Source organism: Candidatus Lokiarchaeum ossiferum, from assembly GCA_025839675.1.
Lineage (GTDB): Archaea > Asgardarchaeota > Lokiarchaeia > Sigyniarchaeales > Promethearchaeaceae > Lokiarchaeum > Lokiarchaeum ossiferum.
The window spans coordinates 4,892,490-4,911,490 of sequence record CP104013.1 but is presented as its reverse complement, the minus strand read 5'-3'; the positions used below and the strand labels follow the sequence as shown (position 1 = coordinate 4,911,490).

The 19,001-nt window shown below is 33.3% G+C and carries 16 protein-coding genes; 4 read left to right on the top strand and 12 right to left on the bottom strand.

The features are described 5' to 3' along the window. Positions 1-5: 5 nt before the first annotated feature. Positions 6-971 carry a type II methionyl aminopeptidase gene (gene map / locus NEF87_RS21035; protein ID WP_371803484.1) on the bottom strand — a complete coding sequence of 322 codons (966 nt, stop codon included), beginning with the start codon at positions 969-971 and terminating at the stop codon, positions 6-8. A gap of 81 nt (positions 972-1,052) precedes the next feature. On the opposite strand from map, the gene NEF87_RS21030 reads away from it, so the two are divergent. Both NEF87_RS21030 and NEF87_RS21025 read left to right on the top strand, forming a co-directional pair. Continuing rightward, a complete protein-coding gene (locus NEF87_RS21030; RefSeq protein ID WP_457917369.1) occupies positions 1,053-1,976 on the top strand; it encodes a DMT family transporter in 924 nt (307 codons plus the stop codon). Between the two features lie 65 nt (positions 1,977-2,041). Then, on the top strand, positions 2,042-3,808 hold the full coding sequence (locus tag NEF87_RS21025) for a hypothetical protein (RefSeq protein ID WP_457917368.1): 1,767 nt from the start codon (positions 2,042-2,044) through the stop codon (positions 3,806-3,808). A 28-nt stretch (positions 3,809-3,836) separates the two neighbouring features. Here NEF87_RS21025 and NEF87_RS21020 read toward each other — a convergent pair whose 3' ends face one another. Further along, positions 3,837-4,979, bottom strand: coding sequence for a hypothetical protein (locus NEF87_RS21020; RefSeq protein WP_457917367.1), 1,143 nt, complete (start codon positions 4,977-4,979; stop codon positions 3,837-3,839). A gap of 59 nt (positions 4,980-5,038) precedes the next feature. On the opposite strand from NEF87_RS21020, the gene NEF87_RS21015 reads away from it, so the two are divergent. Next, entirely contained in the window at positions 5,039-5,821 is a 783-nt protein-coding gene (locus NEF87_RS21015) for a hypothetical protein (RefSeq protein WP_457917366.1), read from the top strand. Between the two features lie 54 nt (positions 5,822-5,875). Here the strand turns inward: NEF87_RS21015 and NEF87_RS21010 are convergent, their stop codons facing one another. From NEF87_RS21010 to NEF87_RS20990, 5 genes are read right to left on the bottom strand one after another with little or no spacing between them, the layout of a single operon-like run. Further along, positions 5,876-6,550 (bottom strand): DUF998 domain-containing protein, encoded by a 675-nt coding sequence (locus tag NEF87_RS21010; protein ID WP_457917365.1) that lies wholly within the window; start codon positions 6,548-6,550, stop codon positions 5,876-5,878. Positions 6,551-6,606: 56 nt separating this feature from the next. After that, positions 6,607-8,190: an amidohydrolase family protein gene (locus NEF87_RS21005; protein WP_457917364.1), complete on the bottom strand. Its 1,584-nt coding sequence runs from the start codon at positions 8,188-8,190 to the stop codon at positions 6,607-6,609. Positions 8,191-8,235: 45 nt separating this feature from the next. After that, positions 8,236-9,999 carry a hypothetical protein gene (locus NEF87_RS21000; RefSeq protein ID WP_457917363.1) on the bottom strand — a complete coding sequence of 588 codons (1,764 nt, stop codon included), beginning with the start codon at positions 9,997-9,999 and terminating at the stop codon, positions 8,236-8,238. Between the two features lie 20 nt (positions 10,000-10,019). Beyond that, positions 10,020-11,957 carry a hypothetical protein gene (locus NEF87_RS20995; RefSeq protein ID WP_457917362.1) on the bottom strand — a complete coding sequence of 646 codons (1,938 nt, stop codon included), beginning with the start codon at positions 11,955-11,957 and terminating at the stop codon, positions 10,020-10,022. Positions 11,958-11,962: 5 nt separating this feature from the next. Continuing rightward, the gene (locus tag NEF87_RS20990; RefSeq protein WP_457917361.1) at positions 11,963-12,469 is read right to left on the bottom strand and encodes a hypothetical protein; all 507 of its coding nucleotides are present in this window, start codon (positions 12,467-12,469) and stop codon (positions 11,963-11,965) included. 90 nt (positions 12,470-12,559) lie between these two features. Between NEF87_RS20990 and NEF87_RS20985 the strand changes: the two genes are divergently transcribed. Further along, entirely contained in the window at positions 12,560-13,210 is a 651-nt protein-coding gene (locus tag NEF87_RS20985) for a hypothetical protein (protein WP_457917360.1), read from the top strand. 14 nt (positions 13,211-13,224) lie between these two features. On the opposite strand, the gene NEF87_RS20980 is transcribed toward NEF87_RS20985, so the two are convergent. From NEF87_RS20980 to NEF87_RS20960, 5 genes are all read right to left on the bottom strand, one after another. Next, the gene (locus NEF87_RS20980; RefSeq protein ID WP_457917359.1) at positions 13,225-13,713 is read right to left on the bottom strand and encodes a ribonuclease H family protein; all 489 of its coding nucleotides are present in this window, start codon (positions 13,711-13,713) and stop codon (positions 13,225-13,227) included. A 36-nt stretch (positions 13,714-13,749) separates the two neighbouring features. Beyond that, positions 13,750-16,041, bottom strand: a complete 2,292-nt coding sequence (locus NEF87_RS20975; protein WP_457917358.1) for a VWA domain-containing protein — start codon at positions 16,039-16,041, stop codon at positions 13,750-13,752. Between the two features lie 96 nt (positions 16,042-16,137). Continuing rightward, entirely contained in the window at positions 16,138-16,551 is a 414-nt protein-coding gene (locus NEF87_RS20970) for a hypothetical protein (protein ID WP_457917357.1), read from the bottom strand. Between the two features lie 38 nt (positions 16,552-16,589). Then, on the bottom strand, positions 16,590-17,369 hold the full coding sequence (locus NEF87_RS20965) for a hypothetical protein (RefSeq protein WP_371803470.1): 780 nt from the start codon (positions 17,367-17,369) through the stop codon (positions 16,590-16,592). A 52-nt stretch (positions 17,370-17,421) separates the two neighbouring features. Further along, the gene (locus NEF87_RS20960) at positions 17,422-18,978 is read right to left on the bottom strand and encodes an NAD(P)H-hydrate dehydratase (RefSeq protein WP_457917356.1); all 1,557 of its coding nucleotides are present in this window, start codon (positions 18,976-18,978) and stop codon (positions 17,422-17,424) included. Positions 18,979-19,001: the final 23 nt, after the last annotated feature.

Below are 19,001 nucleotides of genomic sequence, written 5' to 3'. Positions count from 1 at the left end.
AATTTTTAGTTTGTCCATAAAGTCCGGTAATCAAAATCTTCCCACCATGTAGTCGGAATTGCGCCTTCTTTTGTAATTAGCAAGGTATGTTCTTGTTGTGACACTATTCCTTGGGCTCTTTCTTCGAAAACATGATAACCGTCTAAAATTCCTTGGCGATAATATTTTAAAATCGCTGCATTTATTTGATTTTGGGGCATAAAATCGATCCACCGAGGGGAAAAGGGTAATTTTCCAAATTTTTTCTTGAACTTCTGTAATCGAAGTTTTTCAAGTTGTGGAAGATTTTTCTTTTTATGTATATTCTTCACTTCAAAAATAGTTAAATCCTTTCCGTTTTTTATCGCTCCATAGCCATTTGTAGCAAAGGGCTCAATTGCAATCTGATCGCCTTCTTTTAAAAGATAATCATCTCCAGAATTGGCAACATTTGGAATAAAAGGAGCCCCATGGAGATCCCATTGACTCACACGATGACCCCCCAAATTAGAAATAGGTCTAATATCATGGTATTTTTCAATTTCTGTTTGAATGACTGCACCTATACTCTTTATATTGACACCCGGTTTAGCAATTTTAATTGCAGCGTACAAGGCATCGATTACGGCTTTGCATAAATCAGCATATAATCCTTCTGATTTTCCCAAATTAACAGTTACCGCAGCATCTGCAATAAAACCATCTACTTGCCCCCCAAGATCAATTTTTAACAACCCTTCTTCAGGAAGAATAAAAGGATCTTCGATTACTGGAGAATAATGGGCAGCGTAATGATCCAAACCAATATTCGCAGGGAAAGCCCAACCATCTGCACCTTGATCAAGAATATCTTGTTCTAAAATTTCAGCTAAATCTTTAATATTTGTACCTGGGCGTGCGATTTTTTGACCTAAAGCTAACGCATGCCCTACAGCTTTTCCAACCCTTAAATAACAATCGATTGAATGATCATCTAACCCCTTTATTTCCAACTCACTTCTCTCCTTTAATGAAATAAGGTGGGAATCAACTTAAATACTTGTTTTAAAACGAAGCCTACCTTATTCTTTATAATGGAAAAAAAAACGAAAATCGGTTATGGTTATATGATTGTTGGAATTTTTACGTGGAGTACAATTGAACTTACCATTAAATTGATTCAAAATGAGAGTTCACCCATTACTTTGAATTTTTTCCGGTTTTCCGTTGGCGCAGTGATTTTGTTGCTTTATGCTTTAATTACTAAGCGTACTAGATCGTTAGTATTACTTATAAAACAATACCCAAAATATTACATTCCTGCTTCTTTATTAGGTTTGGTCATAGGAATGATTCTTTTTGCTATCGGCACAACATATACGGATGCATCTTTTGCAGCGACAATTTTCAGTTCGAATCCGATTATTATTTCTTTATTTATGATTTTATTTCGAAATGAAAAAAAGAATAAGAAGAAAATAATCGGAATACTTCTGGGTTTTGTAGGTGTTTTAGTAATTGTTACAGAATTTCAGTTTAAGGCAATCCTCAATAGTGATTTTTTCCTTGGAAATATTTTAGTCTTTTTTGGAATGGCCCTTTGGTGCATAGATGTCATTATTGGCAAAGAATTAATGAAAAAAAGACTTGTATTATCTTCAGAAGAAGACATTCAAATAGATTCACTCGATTTTAACCTGGTTACATTCATTTTTGCAACGTTAATATATATTCCTTTGCTTTTTTATGACAATCAGTGGCAAATTATAACTAATTTCACTTGGACAACATGGATAGGTATGTTGTATCTAGGAATCATCACAACAGGATTGGGTTATATTTTATTTTTCAAAGGAATTGATATGATAGAAGCATCCAAAGGGATCAATTTATTCTACTTTAAGCCCATTTTCGCGACAATTCTTTCGTATTTTATTTTAAATGAGGAACCAACCTATTTTCTTCTCATCGGTATCGTAATCGAAATAATAGCACTTATATTAATTACTAGAGAATAATCTATAATGAATTTCGAAAGATTTAAGCGATGTCAGAATAAATTAACAATGTTGAGCTGTTCGCATTGAAAAAAATTTCCTCCATACTACAAGATATAAAAAAAAGTACACTTTTTGATGTCAATCATGATGCTAAGGAATATTATAATGAATTTGATCTCCGAATTCCTGTAAAGACCCATTGGATGAAAAAGCTATTTCCAGATAGAATGCTATGGCTATTCACTTTAGCAATTGTGATAAAAGTGGGCTTTTTTTTCTATGGGATGTTTTTCTATGAAGAAGGGTTAAATCGAACCATCACCAGTATTTTTGCAAAATGGGGTGATTTTTGGTGGACAACTGAAGGGTTGTGCGATTTTAATGGCGATTATATAATGTTTCGGAAAAATTGGTTGAATGGCGAAGCACTTTATACAGATGCATTTAATGGGCGATATCTATACCCTCCCCTATTTTATTATATAATACATATTTTCGCTCGTTGGACCATATATTCTGCACCGATTGTCATGTTGATTTGCAATATAACCACGGGGTTTTTAATTTTTCATTTAGCTAAAAGTTTTGGGGCAACTGGGAAAGCAGCTAAAGTAATGATGGGATTAACCTTACTTTCCCCCATTAATCTATTCTATTCCGATTTTATCTGGCAAAATACGGGTGTTTATACCACTTTTCTTGTATTAAGTATGTTGATGATCAGTAAAGAGAAATACAAATGGGGGATGTTCTGGTTGGGTATAGCAATCAGTATAAAACATGTCGCAGCATTTTACATGCCAATATTTCTATTTGGAATAATTTACAAATTATATTTTAAACCCAAGGAGAAATGGATGCATAAATGGACCATTGTTCAATATATTAAATCGATTCCATGGTCTGAATTACTTTATTATGCTGCAATCCCGTGCTTGGTATTTATTATTTGTTCTTCGCCTTACATTTTTACAGTTCCAGACAAATTTTTTGGAGCATTATTGGGTAGCTATTCCACCCCAAATGCAGAATGGTTATCGTTGATCTTCAGCCATATAGAACCAGTCTATAATGGAGACATATTAGTGGGATATTTTCCCGATTTAACATTAGGCGAGGGGAATGATCCTTATCAAGTAAATTTTCGAGCAGTTTTAGATGTTGCTTTCGCATGGATTGGAAATAGATTAGGAATCCCCACTGCATTCACTTCACTTTTTGCTATATTATTTCATTTTCAGTTTTTTTTGATGATTTCTATTGCAATTATTTTCCTGCTATATTGGCGCTTGATTAAAAACCAACGTTATCAAACAGATCAAGAGTTTTACTGGATGATGTGGTATGTAGGTTCCCTTTGCGGATTTGCAGCAATAATGTTTGTTAAAATAGGGATATACAAATATTATTTTGTTAGTCTAACACCAACATGGGCCATTTTTGGAGGATTTTCTGGATTCAATCATCAAAAGTGGAAACGATCAACAAAATACTCTATAAAAGAATTAATTCGAGATCCAAGGAAGTTGAGATTTCAAGTTTTCGGAGGAGGATCCATATTTCATATTATCGAAACCATTTCCATGCAATTATTTCTCATATATTTTAATAAATGGCTTGCCCCAGCTATACTTTATTTACCCATATTTTTAATTGCATGCTTTAATTTTTATTTAAAAACGCGAAGCAGTCTATCTGAAAAGACAATACACTCTGTTGAACAAATTTTATCCTTAAATAAAAAGGAAGCCCAGATAACTCAAAGTATCCTGGAAAAAAAAATAATATCCATGGAAGATCAAAGAGTAAAAAATTCAATTAATCAAATAGCTTTATCATTGAAAAAATGAGAGAAATATTACACAGAGGGTCTAATTTTTAATTTAAATCAAGGAGTTCCCGAAGATTGAGGACCTCTCTCTCTTGAACTTTATTAATTTTTTTTGTTTCTATAATTTCTTTCTTTTTAATCTGGAGTTCATATTTAAGAGCTTTTATTTCATTTTCTAAAGCAAGATTCCCATTTTTAACTTCAAATGGATGTTTAGACTCATTTTGATCATTTTGAGTCAGGGAACTGATTTTTTCATCTTGTTTTTGAATTCTCTGAGATAATATTCGAATTTCTTCATTTTTTGCTTCAATTGTTGATAAGGTAGATTTTTGATATTTCTCATATTCTGAACGGATTGAAGAGCATTCTTCTTGCAATTTTTTATTATTTATCTCAATTTGGCTAATAGATTTTTTTTGTACCGTAAGTTCTTCTAATTGTCTTTTTGCTTTCTGATTCGCTTCTTCGAGATGAGTACTCAATTTGTGAACCTTCTCGATGGATTCTCCACTGGCATATTCAGAAGCGGTTTGTACTTTATCTTCTAATTCACTAATTTTAATCTTTAATTTTTCAATTTCTTTAGTCAAATCCGTTTTTTCTTGAGACAATTTCTCAACTCTATCTCGCCAGACTTCAAGTTCCATCAATGCCATTTTTCCATCCATTTGTTCAGATTCTTGATTTTTTTCTGGATTGGAATAATCATCATCGATTTCTGCAATCATTTTCTCAACGAGATGATCGGAATATTCCATTTTCTTTAGATCTAAGAATTTTCGCTGTAAATGCTCAAAAAATTCTTGATTCTCCAAATTTACTAAAATTTCATCAGTATCAGAGGTATTATTGGTTGAATAATAAAGAGGAAGTAATTCAAGAGCAATTTGTTTCAATTCAGCTTCCCATTTTGTTGGGTCCTCACGATCCAAAATTAAATAAACACAATGATTTGGAACCCCAGTACAAATAATAGGGTCTAATCCAGTAAAAAAAGATGCGATCTGTTGGTTTTTTGTATTTATATACACATAATTCGGACCAGATTCCTTCATTCGATTAAAGGTGTATATCTTATTATGTTCTATGGAAGTGAGCTCAACAGATGAACTAATTCCTTTGGGAAATTCACAATCAACATAAGCTCCCGGATTTTTGTGATACGATAAAATGACAATTCCTTTCATAAAATTAAGTAAAATTAATTATCTTGGGATTTTTAATTTATGCAAAACTACAAAACATGATGAAGGAATACAGAATTTACCGATTTCTGAGAGGCGAATTTGAACCTAAAGAATTAAAAATTTATTTGGTAGTTACATTCTGTATTTCGACACTATGCATGGTGATCGCATATATACTCTACCCTAAAGAAAGTAATTATACAATTTTCACTCATACTCTTTCATATCTTGGAGATTATATAAGAAATCCTCGAGGTTGGTATTATTTTAGCATTGCAATGATAATCATGGGTTTTAGTTTCTCCAATTTTTTGATGTATATTTACAATCGAGAAGTGTTAATTTTACCGTGGCTTGCAAAATCAGGAATAATATTTGCCCAGATCGGATGTTTGGGAACAATTCTTGTGGGTTTTTTCCCTGATGTTTATGGAGATAACTTTTTAGAAGATGTTTCTATGGGAAAGGCCCATAATATTGTTGCATTATTTGCGATGTTCGGGTTAATAATTGGACTAACTCATTTTGGGGTACTCTTTATCATTGATCACTTTCCAAAGTGCCGAGTAAATAAGGACGAATTATATCCAAAACCAATTACATTTCCAATGTTCCTTTTGCTCGTATATGGAGGATTTGGAATGTTAATCTCCCAGGAGATCGTGGAAAAAAAGGGGTATCCTTGGCCAGGTCCAGGACTACTATCATTTACATTTTGGGAGTGGTCTTTAGCATGCATATTTGCTGCGATAATATATTATTTAGCTTTAAGACTTCCCAATACAATTCCAGAAGTTGAAAAACGAGAAACTCATCAGCTAAAGTCGAGAGAAAAACGATAATTCAGAAAATTATCTAAAATACATAGATTTTGACTTTATTAACACAAGTCTTAATCATGATGGATCTGGAATAATTAAAAAAAGTCCAATAATATAAAGCAAATTAGAGATAAAAACAGCCCATTCGAGGAAAGGCAAATTTGGAGCAATCCAATAAATCCCATAGAAGTAAAACAATCCAAAAATGATAAAAGCACTTATGAACAAGAACATAATTCCAAAGAGTTGGAAATAGAGAAGAAAAACTTGCCATTTTTTCGGCCAAGGTTCCTGATCTTTAATTTTTTTATTTAGAATATAGAGATTGCAGCAAAAAGAACTGAAATATCCGAGAAAGGCAATAGTTGCACATGTATAATGTGGATAAATTGTATCTTCAGGAAAATAACCCACACCCACCAAGCCTAAACTTGCAATTATGGAAAGAATAAGACTAATGATCGAAGTTTTATAAGCCGTGGGGTGTAGAACTCTATAAAAATAGAGCAAATGAGGAATAAAAAGCAATCCTAAAACCATCATCCCAATGGACCAATAAAAATATCCATCGGGGTTCTCATTTGGAATCCCCAAACTGCTAATACTTTCCTGAAATATGGAATAATTTGGATAAATTATGATGGAAATTGTAAAAAAAATAACGCAGAAGAAAAGAAGACCAAATAAATAGATCCCTTGGTTTTTTTTGGAGGCTTTTCCTTTCAATAATAACTTAGCCTTATCTATCACATGTTAGATTTAGAACCAGATTTTTTGAAGTTTTGGTAATATAGTAATATATCAAACTAAGTGTAAATATGAGAAAGGAGATCTTTTGCATGGACTGCATTATTACTGGTATTAGATCTACTGATTATTTTACGAAATATTTTGTTTGTTGATGCATCATAAAATTTGGAACCTAATGGGTTCCAATCAAACTGATCTGGGATCGTCGTAATCAAACCTAGATTATCATCTTGGATATTCATCAACAATAGAGGAATGATATTTTCAGGATTTTTTTTTGGAGAAGTATAGAGTATAGCCTCATTTTTATAGGATTTCCAGGTTTCTTCAAACTGAAATACAACCTTTTTAATATTTATTTGATTTTCTTCAATTAATTTGGCTATTGACTGACACATAATATCTTGTGTATTAAATCCCAAATTTGGATCCTTAGAAGCATTAGGAGCAGATTTTTGTGAACTTTCCACCATTAGAGAAATGGGAACCGTCGGAGGAAATTTGATAAATTTTCCGTATTCGGGAAATAGCTTTAATTGGTTTAGACCCAAAATATTTCGCAGATCTTGTAAATTTCCTCCATTTTCAAAGAATATTGGATCGATTAAATTTTGAATAAGGGATTTGGCATGCAATTCTTGGAAATATGGATAGTCTGAGGCATATAAACAAAACTCTGACCAAGTACGACCAGTTTTCTGTGCAATTTGATTCCGCTCACACCATAATCTAAAGGTGAGGAAAAATTGCTCAACGGTTTTTCCTTGACATAGAGACATGTCCATATAAGTATTAGGTTGAGCGATTGCAGCATATACATCTTCATCATTCACGTTCCCGGCGGCCGCATGGGCAATTATTGCTTTAAATTGAGGAATTAATTCAGGAGATTGTCTTCTAAGATTATCACGTGTTTTTTTAATTAATTCTGCCAAATCCATTATTGTTTGCTTTCCTCGTGTATCAAATATTACAGGTAAGTTGTAAAAAGCGGCTTTTTTCACAACTTCAATGACTTGAGAAGAAGAAACAGAATCTAACCAACCATCAGAACGCGGATGTAATTTGATACCTCGAATATTTGCAGTCTGGTTCATCCAAAAATCGACTTCATCAAGAGCTTTTTGCCCCTCCCAAGGAACACATCGAATATATCCATTTAATCTCAATGACACTGGAAATTGAGAGACATGTCGAGCAACATTGATATTACTGGCTCGAAAAATAGCTGCAGGTTTTTTTTTCCGAAATACATCTTGGAAAGGAAATACAACACCTTGATCTATTAAATTTTGATATTGAAAGCGATCAGCGAGTCCACTATAATTTGACTGTAATGTACTATTTTTTAAAGCTTTTGTAATTTTTGAAAATAGTGGTAATTGAATAAACTCAAAAGATAATTTCGTGGGAATACTATTAATTCGGGTGTTGTAGGATTGCAACATTTTTCCTTCGTTCCAATCACTTCGAATCATATTTTCAATTTTTCCCCAAAAATCAAAGGTTCCTTGCCCGGGAGCCAAAGGATTTTGCATGGCAGTCCCATCTTCATCAATACCTAAATGTGAATGAGCATCAATTACAATCATATCTAAAATTTCGATTTTTCCATCAATTTCTGTTTTGACTCGCAGCATTGTTTAATTTCACCAGTCGATGAATATAAAAAAGAATTTCTTCCATTAGAGCATATAATTTGGAAGATTTAAGTTTCCCGTTAAGGGTTGTTGAAGTGGATCCTTAGAATATTCCCCAGTATAATATATTAGGGTGTTCACAATGTCTGGAATCTCATTTTGTTTTACTTTCCAATCATAAAGGCATAATTGATATTCTGCTTCAGTCATAGGTGTTTGAGCATATGAAATATCACCAAAAACAGATTGTAATAATGGTTTCATGAAGGGAGAATCAAGATATCCTAATTCTATTAGATCTTCCTTTAAATAATGAAACATTTGTTGAACTGCTTGGAACATAAACCTGTGGGGTTTATCTTGGGTACCAAAATAACAATCAGCAAAAAATTGATCACCTTGGGCAGCCAATTGTTGATTATCAGAATTAACCCCTTTAAATAATCCAATCATCCCACGTTCAATAGCCATCCTTCTATTAAAGCAGATTGTTTCAGAGTTAACATTGGGGACCCATTTACCCCCATAATAGAGTTTCCTCGCTTTATAAAACATGGTTTCTAATAATAAAGCTAAACCAATTCTCCGAGCAATAGAAAGTTGAGCATCCATAACTCGCACCTCAACAGTACCATATTTAGTGAATGGGTAAACATCTTGAAAACGTGCATCTTCAATTGATGCTTTTTCAAGAGTTTTCAAAAGGAGATCTTTGTCAGATTGATCTCCCGTGGCCAGATAGGGTAAATACTTTGCAGAATCAGCACTATTACTTAACATAGTAGTATTATTCTGTAATCTTATTGACCTAATACATTTAGGAGCAGTGTACCGCGGTTTTCCATCTATAAGTTTTGATTTAATGGAATCTGTAGGTGCCATGTTAATCATAGGGGAATTAACAGATAATGCTATTAGATGGGGTAAAAAATTGCGCACCATGTCATAGCATTGTACTTTTTCTCGATCATCATAAAATGATCCAATATGGTGATGGTCCCCATGCGATAATCCAGCAGTATATTCTTTCACTGTTGGATTCAAAGCAGTGGACATAATAAAGAGTGCATTTTTTCCTTTAGGTAGAACTGTTTTTGCTAAATTAAATAATGTACTGGCCCAATATGCCAATTCTTCAGCATATTGGCATGGAGGAGTGACCAATTCTAATATTATTGTGCTCATGGTTACATTTCCATCCCGACCAAAACTATCAACTGGGATCACTTTGTTCAGATTTGAGTTGTTTATCTCATAATCGAAACACATTAAAAATCCCTTCTCTTTATCGGTCCGATTATAGGGAAATTTTTTTATTTTGGAACGAATGTATTCTGGCATTGGGGGGAAAGCATTATGTTCATTTTTTATAATAGCCTTCATCGCTTTAGTTGCGTCAGTTACCAATTCTTTGAGAATAAAAACAATTTGCTCTCCTTCCAAGTAATGTCCGTCTTTATCGCAAATTACAAGTTCTAGTTCCATTCCATGAGAATATGGAAGCCACTTCCATGAATTTGTGTCAGCTAACATTGATTCCCAAGAGCGAGAATCAATATTAATCTCACGCATTGAAGAAGAATCAAATATTTGGTTATCTTTTTCATGGGCTGTTATGGATGGATTTTGCTTCGATTTATTCGAAAGTGATTTAAATTTCTTCTTTTTTTTTGATGAAGAAGCAGATACCGGGGAGCTTTTAGTAGATGATTCCGCATTAATTGATTTAGAATCATTCGTTGGTGTTTTAGATAAGACTGATCCAAACAGATCGGGTAAAGCATCATTCTTTTTCTTTTTTTTAGCCATAATTCACACGTTTTATTCATTTATTGAACGATTGTTTTGAAAAGCAGATTCAGAAATGGGAGGTCTCTAAGAAAATTATATGTTAAGACCATATTAATAAATTTCAGATTAGAATTTGAGATTTGAGATTGAATTTTGTTAAGAATCTCTCCTTCATGGAAAAAGTGTGTATTATGAAAGAGATTGATTCCATATTGTTGAATTGAATATAATTTTGTATAAATTGATGAATTTTGATTAATTTCGTTTGAAGAATAAAAAACGGAAGGTTTTGACATATAGGGAATAAAATCCAATAAAATCAGATGAGTTGGATTTGGATTTTGAATGATAAATTTTCCCAATAGATCTTTCAAATGAACCCAATTCGATTCTGCCAAAAGATCATCTTCAGGAAATAGAATAAAGCCAAAAGATTTCTTTATCTCACTTTCAACAGAAAAATAGACTTGTTGGATACTTGAATAGAGAGAAAAGTTATGTTTGAATGGACAAAGGAAAATCACTTGAGGAGATTGAACATTATCTAAAAGATTTATGCTCAAATTACCTCCAATTTTTGAAAGATAATCTAAAGAAGAAGTAATATTAGTTGTAGCACAAGGAAAACTATAAAATAAGGTTTGAACAATTTGTGGAATCATTCTAACGGTAGTCCGTTTTGATTTTTCTTTTAAATCCTTTTTCAGTAAATTTTTTAACCAAATTTTGTCTTCCTCAACTTTCATATTTTCAATAAGTTCAACTACTGCAGGAGGATTAGTCAGATGTGCAAGTAAAATCATACAGGATCGGATAAGCTCTGTGTTAGTTTTAGTTAAAATTGTCTCGATCAAACTCTTGAGGGAAGATATAGCAATTTGTCTGTTCTTCTCACTCCAGATTTTAATTAAGGCAAATAGAATCTTATGTTGCAATTCTGGAGTTGAAATTTGATACACTAGTTTTGAAGCAAGACTAGGTTGGGTTGTAGAAATATAAAAAATGATATGAGAAAGAACGCTATCACGCATATTATCATCACTAATATTAAGAAGGACCATTGCGGATTCATTCGGATCAGTTTTTACTCGAAAATAAGCCATTTCCGATAAAAAATGATTTTTCAAGTCAGTAAAAGGAATTGTTAAAACTTCTTTCAATATAAAAGAATAATTTTGGGAATATCCTAAAGGAACTATTTGTTTATAGAGAGATTTCCTTATATCTTCTTTGGAAATTAGTTTTATTGTTTCAAGTGCGCATTCAATATCATGTTGTGCAACCTTGATGACAAGATCCGAATATAGGGAATCTTTTTCCTCAATTGTTAAGGAAGGAGGAGCAGGATCTTGTACATATTCAATAACTGATTCATGAATTATTTTCGTTTCAATTTCAGAAGGATGTTGATCTTCTTCTTTAGAATTAGAAGGTATTACTTTTTCAATAGATCGAATTATTTTTCGTGGAGGAGGTGCTTTGGGTGGAGATTGGATTTCATTTAAAATATGATGAGCTTGCTCTGAAGTAACAGTCTCGATGCCGTTTAATTCTATTGAAGTTGGGATTTTCGAGATGAATGCATCAATGTCAAAATTTTCAATAGGTTTTTCGTTAATAATTGTTTGTATTAAGGTTTTTTCGATTTTTTTTTTTACTTCCCAAAATATTTCCTGATATTCTTCCTTTTTTTGATGAATAACTTCAAAATTGAGATTTATTGCGCCATTATGCGTGGGTGTTATCTCCAAATTAAAAGATTTTTTTTCAGACGGATTCAATGAAAATTTAATTGAATTAGATGAAACATTTAATATTTTACAATGAGCTCCCGTAAAATTTATGACACAATCTTCTTTAGTTGCCACGAGATTAGTGATTTCAAAGTTCAACAAATAATTTTTTTTTCCAATCAACAATTGTTGAGGAAAATTTAGTAAATTAAGTGATACAAGAGGGGAGGTTTCAATTGTCATATTATTCAGAAGGTTTTTATTTTTTTTCTTCGCATTTTTGAATTTTTATCAGGTACAAATCCTTTCGTGCTTTGGATGGAAATGTTTTGTCTTTGTTTAATTGTACTAATAAAAGCTTCAATTCCATCTCCAATAGATAGAAATTCCGCTTTAAAATCATCAAAATCCACATCGACCAGACAATCAACCTCAATAAAGATATTTTTTTGAAAAGCAGAAAAAGTAACTTCGGGGAGATCATAGTTTAATTCTAAACACAATTCATAAACTTTCAGCAGAATGTCAGAAGAAAGATCTGCAGTATCCATTACAAGGGTTTTGACATGAATCCACTTATTTAAATTATATATAATAACATCAAATTCGAGATTTTCAACACGGAATGTACAAATTAATGCAGGAAAAATTTTATCTTCCTGATCACCAATATCTTGAAATCGGTAAGGAATATTTATTTGATCAAGATGCAACGCTATTTTTCCAATATTATTCCGTTCAGAGATATAACTCATTGATCATCCATTAGTTCTTGATAAATAAAATATTTACTCATACTTTCACATTTAGCTTAATTTATTGGGAAAAAAACATTAAATATGCTAATGAAGGATGTTGTAAAATTCTGGATCATCCATAAAGAAAGCGGAATGTGTATTTTTGAGCAGACATTTCAAGAATTACCCACCGATGTAGATTCGGGAATTATTACGGGCTATTTATATGCTATTATGACATTTTCCTCAGAAATTGCACATCGACAAGTGAGTTTTCTTCAACTCGAAGATTTACGTTTTACATTTAGTATTTCTGAAAAATATATTATGGTAATAGTAATTTTGGGTGAAAAATCTCACGATATCACCATGAAACAGCTAAAAAATCTACAAATTAAGTTCGATGAAAAATATCATAAATACTTCGATAAGGAATTTAGCGGCAATGTCTCAACATTCTATAATTTCGCTGAAGAAGTGGAAAAATCTTTTCAATCCGAAGCAAAATACTTTCAATATCTACAAGATCGTCATGAACAATTAAAAAACTATTTACAATCATCTACAAATAAGTGGAAAGATTTACAGAAGATTATAACAAGTCATTTATATAAGCCAGGTTCTTGGATAAAGAAACATAGTATGCACATCGATGATGCTACGAAGAAAAATATAATAGAAACACGAGAATTAACGGGGAAAAAGGTTAAAAAAAAAAATTCTTCTAATTCTGAGGAATTGAAGGGAAAATGGATATAAGTGTGGGAAGAATTTCATTTTCCCAATAATTTTAATTCCTTTATAGCGCTCACAGCTAGTTGATCAACCATTTCATTATACTTATTCCCAGAGTGTCCTTTCACTTTAATAAATTGAAAATTACATCTTTCAACGAGAGATAATAAAGCTTTCCAAAGATCAGGATTTAAAACGGGTTTTCCTTGAGAATTACTCCAATTATTTTTCTTCCACTTGATGTACCATTTTTGTGCAAAACAATTAACAATATATGCAGAATCGGAAAAAATGTGGATAATATGGGATTCATGTAATTTATTTCTAACAATAATCTGTAGAGCTCGAATAACAGCCAATAATTCCATTCGATTGTTCGTAGTATTTTTTGTAGAACCGGAAGTTTGATGTAAAATGGAATTGTTTTCTAAAATTATTGCAGCCCATCCTCCATAATTTTGATCGAATTGATTTCCTTCGCACGCTCCGTCAGTATAAACCTGAAGTATAGATGAAGTTTGATTCACAATTAGGTAAAAAATAGAAAAAACAAAAATTTTATGTTATTTTTTCTCTTCTCTTCGAAGTTTTAATGTGAGATCTCGAGCTCTTTTACTATACCAAACAAGTAATTCTCCCGAATCTTCGGGTTTAAAGTATTCACCAGCACATTTCACTGCTGCTTTCTTCATCATTCCATCATCTAAATTTCCAAGTCCAATTATATAGAGAACGACATTTTGATTTTCAGAAATCTTGTCAATAGCATCCAAAAAAGCAGTTCCATCAGTTGGATTTCCATCAGTCAGTAGAACAATCATTGTAGGTTGATCAGGCTGATCGATTGAGAATTGATTTAATAATTCTTGTGCTTTTTGCATCGCTAATCCCATATTTGTAGCTTGTCCATAAGCATTACCAATTTCTCGAACGATCAAACGGGCACAATTTTCGAGTTCACCCTTTTGACCAGATGAAGAATCCATCCACAGTTTTCCAGCAGACATTGGTAAAATTTGAGCTTCATCAGCGAACCTTATTACACTTACACGCTCTCCAAAACCTCTTCCAACTTTTTCAGATAAGAACAAAATTGCTGAAAAAGCTGCAGATAATCTTCGCGGAACATTGGTTCCAGGTTTAAATTTTGCCAAAAAGTCTTGGATTTCAGGATCATGCATAGCAGATTTTATACCTTCCAAAGCAGGACCGATATTGGTGACCCGAACATCCCGAGCCATCATAGAACGGCTTATATCAATCACAAGAATAGCATTAAAAGTAATTAAACTAACAGGCTTCAATTCAATGGCAGTTGAAGGCGAAATAGAGGCAAGAACATCACCACTCAAGTCCGGTACCGTGTTAAGCACTTCAATGGCGATATTTGCAGACTTCCACCTTAATTTAATTCCTTTATAAATGATATAATTGCTCAACCATTTTTTAACAACATCTATATTTTCCCGTGCCATGGAAATTATTTCCCAGACATTTTCTCCACTGATTGGCGAAACACCCAGTTCAATGGATTGAAGAGGGATAATTTGCCGAATATTTTTTTTCAATTCTACCTCAAAGCTCCCAACTCCACTTGCTTCTACTAATTCTTGGTCAATTATGGCATTAGATTCTTGAACATTAGGATTGAACCGAACTTTTCCTGCACCAAAGGCACCTGTCAATTCATCTTCAAAAGATAAAATGTCTCCTTCAGTAACTTGCAAGGTTTGAGCATTACGATGATTTATTTCAATAAATCCACCTAAATCGGGTTTAGACTCAACTTCAAGACTTAAAGATTCAACAGGTACAATTGGAGGCTCTAAAGAATATACAACTAATTGGGGAGCTTTCACATTGGTATCAAATATCGTATTTTCATCCATACCAACATTCCCATCACCCAATTCCATGATTTCAACACGTGCAGATCCAGTAGAACGAGTTAAGTGATCTTCCCATCCTGCAATCGCATTAGGATACAAATTTAGCTGAGTAGCAGTTTTAGCATTAATAACAATTTTTCCAGAAAGAGATTTTTTAGAAATTTTCGGAATTAAAATTGCGGAATTTGGTGTTTGATTAGCAAGTTGTGAAATAGGAATTCGATTAGGATAAGGATCCACCTCAATTAATGGAGGTAGGCTTTGAGGAACGGAAGATTGAGGTGCAGACATTTGAGAATTGGGCACAGGTGGGGCTTGCATTGGAGGCATTTGAGATACGGGCATCGGAGGTGTTTGCATCGGAGGAACTTGAGGTGTTTGCATCGGAGGAACTTGAGGTGTTTGCATCGGAGGAACTTGAGGTGTTTGCATCGGAGGAACTTGAGGTGTTTGCATCGGAGGAACTTGAGGTGTTTGCATCGGAGGAACTTGAGGTGTTTGCATCGGAGGAACTTGAGGTGCTTGCATCGGAGGAACTTGAGGAGTTTGCATCGAAGGTACATTTGGGGCTGGTGCAGTTGATGAATTTAAATTTAAATCAATAGTTGGAAAATTCGAAGTGCTCGGTGTAGGAGGTAGGATAGGGCTAGGAGGAATGTTAATCGGAGGCTGGGATTTATTATTTGGAGCAGGAATTGACGCCCCATTCTGATCATCATTACTTAAAATGATTATTTCTAACCCAGTAAAATTAATTTGAGTTAATACATCCTTAGCTACACGAACACTGAAATCGAGAACTTCGGAATCTGGTTCCATTGTGCATGCAATATTTGTATTCAATGCGGGATCTACTAAAATGACAGACCCCCCTTGAGGTAGCCCTAGATTCGCAGCATTTTTCACACTTAGAATGCATTTTTGACTAATATTACTCACAATCTCTACAAAAAGTTTGAGTTCCATGTCACTTGAATATTGGTTATTACCAAATAAAAATGTAAACTCAATAAATTGGTACGATTAAAGATTAAAGAAAAATTGTTTAGTGAAGTAAAAAATTTATTGATAAGTTTCCCCTATCTTTTTAGAATAATAACGGAAAACCGTGACTGTCTTCCCTAAATCACGAATTGAGCGAGATGCTCCAATCAAAAAGAAACGTCCTGCTGCTGAGACAACTAAAAAACTCTTTTTTCCACGAAGAACAACTTCAATCAATTTGTTATACCCAATTTTTGTGACAGAATCATTACCGGATTGAAGCAATACTGCCCCCATTGCGGATAAATTATCTGGACTTACTTCATACCCAGGAACAGCTGAATAAGCTAACCGCATACCTTCTCGAGTTACCAAAGCAAGTGCATCCAACTCAGTATTTTGAGTGATGTTTGCTAAATAAGCAGATAATTGTTGGGCATCAGTTTGATTTAGAGACATAATTAATTTGTTCCTTGATGTAAAATAAGACATTGGAAGTTAAAAAAATATCATTTTTTGGAAAAAAAAAATTATTCTATTTTACGCAAGAATTCAATTGCAACAACCGTTTGATCTTGAACTAAAACACGTGGAACGTACCCTTCAGCAAAAAATACACCTTCGGGTAAAGTGCTGATAGGTTCCAATTGATGTTCAACAGTTTTTTTTCCTAAAAATGATTGAACTTTTTCGGTAACTGAATAACTTTTATCACCAATTATAACCATTTCTCGTTCAAAACCAGCAGGAATTTCTTCTTCGTCTAGAATATCAATTATTTTTTCTAATTCCACCTTAGAATATGGTTTAGCACCGGATTGTTGAGCCAAAGAATATGAGGAAAAGCCACCTTCATCGCCAGTATAAATTGGTCCTGTTTGTTGGAGATTTTCATTTAAATTATTGGCATTTAAATTCGAGTAGGATTTAGGTTTTGGAGGCGGATTTCCATTTTCAATTTTATATTGAACATCATCTCCATCTTCACGAATTTCACGTGCGAATCCATCGGAACGAGGATTCATAATAGCTTCGCTAAATTCTGGAAATTCACCAGCAAGCACATCGTCTTCATCCATTGAAGTACTTCGATAATTTAGGCCAACTTGACTTCTTACATCTTGCAACTTTCGTGCACCAATGAACTTTGATCGAACTTTAGATTCCCGACCTTTCCATAAATAAACAATCCGAGCATCATCATCACACATTATGTAAGATTCGTTTGAATCTAAGAGATCAACAATCGGTTTATCCGCATCAAGAATTTCGTGCACTTCACCATTAGGAATAACTTGAAAAATTTGCATTATGCTTCACTTTGTTTAGTAATACCTATTAGTTTTTTCTTGCAACGCAAGTTCATAAATTTTTACTTTTTAAAAAAGAACGTAAATGTAAGATTAAATCGGATGCTTTTATGCGGGAACCGAGTATTTTTTTTGTGTATTCACCAAGCAATCCATTTAGAAAAGCAGCACAACCAGCACTATGTGCGAGAGAATTTCCAAGAGCTGCAAAAGAACCACATAGTCCCGCTAATACATCCCCCGTTCCACCTACAGCCATTTCAGGACATCCAGTACGATTAATTCTAATCTCCTTTGGATTTTGACAGCCTTGAGGTATAATATAATCATTCACTCCTTTTATTAAATAATTTCCGCCAATTTTAGCTAAATTTTTGTAGAAAAAATCGCACGATGCAAAATATGAATCATTAGCAGGAATTTTTTCTATGGATATAATCGAGTTTAGTTCATTTTTGTGAGGTGTGATAAGACAATTAGAGTTCAAAAGGTTAACTTGTTCTGTAGCAATTAATTCACCAAGAAGCCCAATCCCATCAGCATCAATGATACAAGGTTTTTTCGAAGTAAGCAACCAAGAAACATATTTCTTAAAAAAGGAAGTGGTTTCTTCAGATTTTCCCAATCCGGGACCAATTACAATTGCATCCGCCCAATTTGAAAGTTCTTTTGCCATGAAAAAATCATCTATACATAAATTTTTATTTATTCCCTCACGGACAATAAGATTAGGAGAATATTGACGCACTGTATTTGCAATATTTTTGGGAACCAAAACATTTACTAAATCAATACCAAATTCAATGGCGATTAAAGCAGCTAAGGCGGGAGCACCAGAAAAATTTTCAGACCCGCCAATGATAAGTAATTTTCCATATTCACCTTTGTGATTTGAACGAGATCTTAATTTCAAGCATTGTTGCAGATCGCCTTCACCTATTATTACATGAGCTTCAACAGGAATTCCAATTGGAGCAATCCAAGAATTTGGAAATTTATAGATTCCAATTTTATCTCGATGGAAGGCGATCCTGAAATCCCAGTTTACTGCTTTTTGGAAAATTTTACCTGTGTTTGGATCAATTCCAGTGGGAATATCGATAGAAATTTTAGGACACTTATATTGATTATAAACATCGATTATACTGGCAATCGGTTCACGAATTTTTCCTTTTACTCCCGTGCCTAACAACGCATCCACTATAATATCAGCCTTGGAATTTTTATCAACAAATAATTTAATATTGGAAGAATCGACTATTTCTTCAATCTGACAAGTTAAAACAAGCGAACTTAAGATATGCCAATTTCTTTGAGATTCTTCTGTTCGAATTTTGGAAGCCCCTCCAATTAGAGCAACTATGACATTTATGCCTCGTGTAGCAAGATGACGTGCAATAACAAGCCCATCACCCCCATTATTACCGGTTCCAGCAAAAATAATTACTTTGGAACTGGAATTTAGGTTATACATCTCCATAAGTTTGTTAGTCGCTTGTAATCCAGCACATTCCATGAGAAATGACTTCGGAATACCAAGATTAACAGAATTTTCATCCAATCGACTAATATCTTCAGCTTTTACGGGATTATTGGGAAAATCTACCATTGATAAATATAATTTAGCTAAAA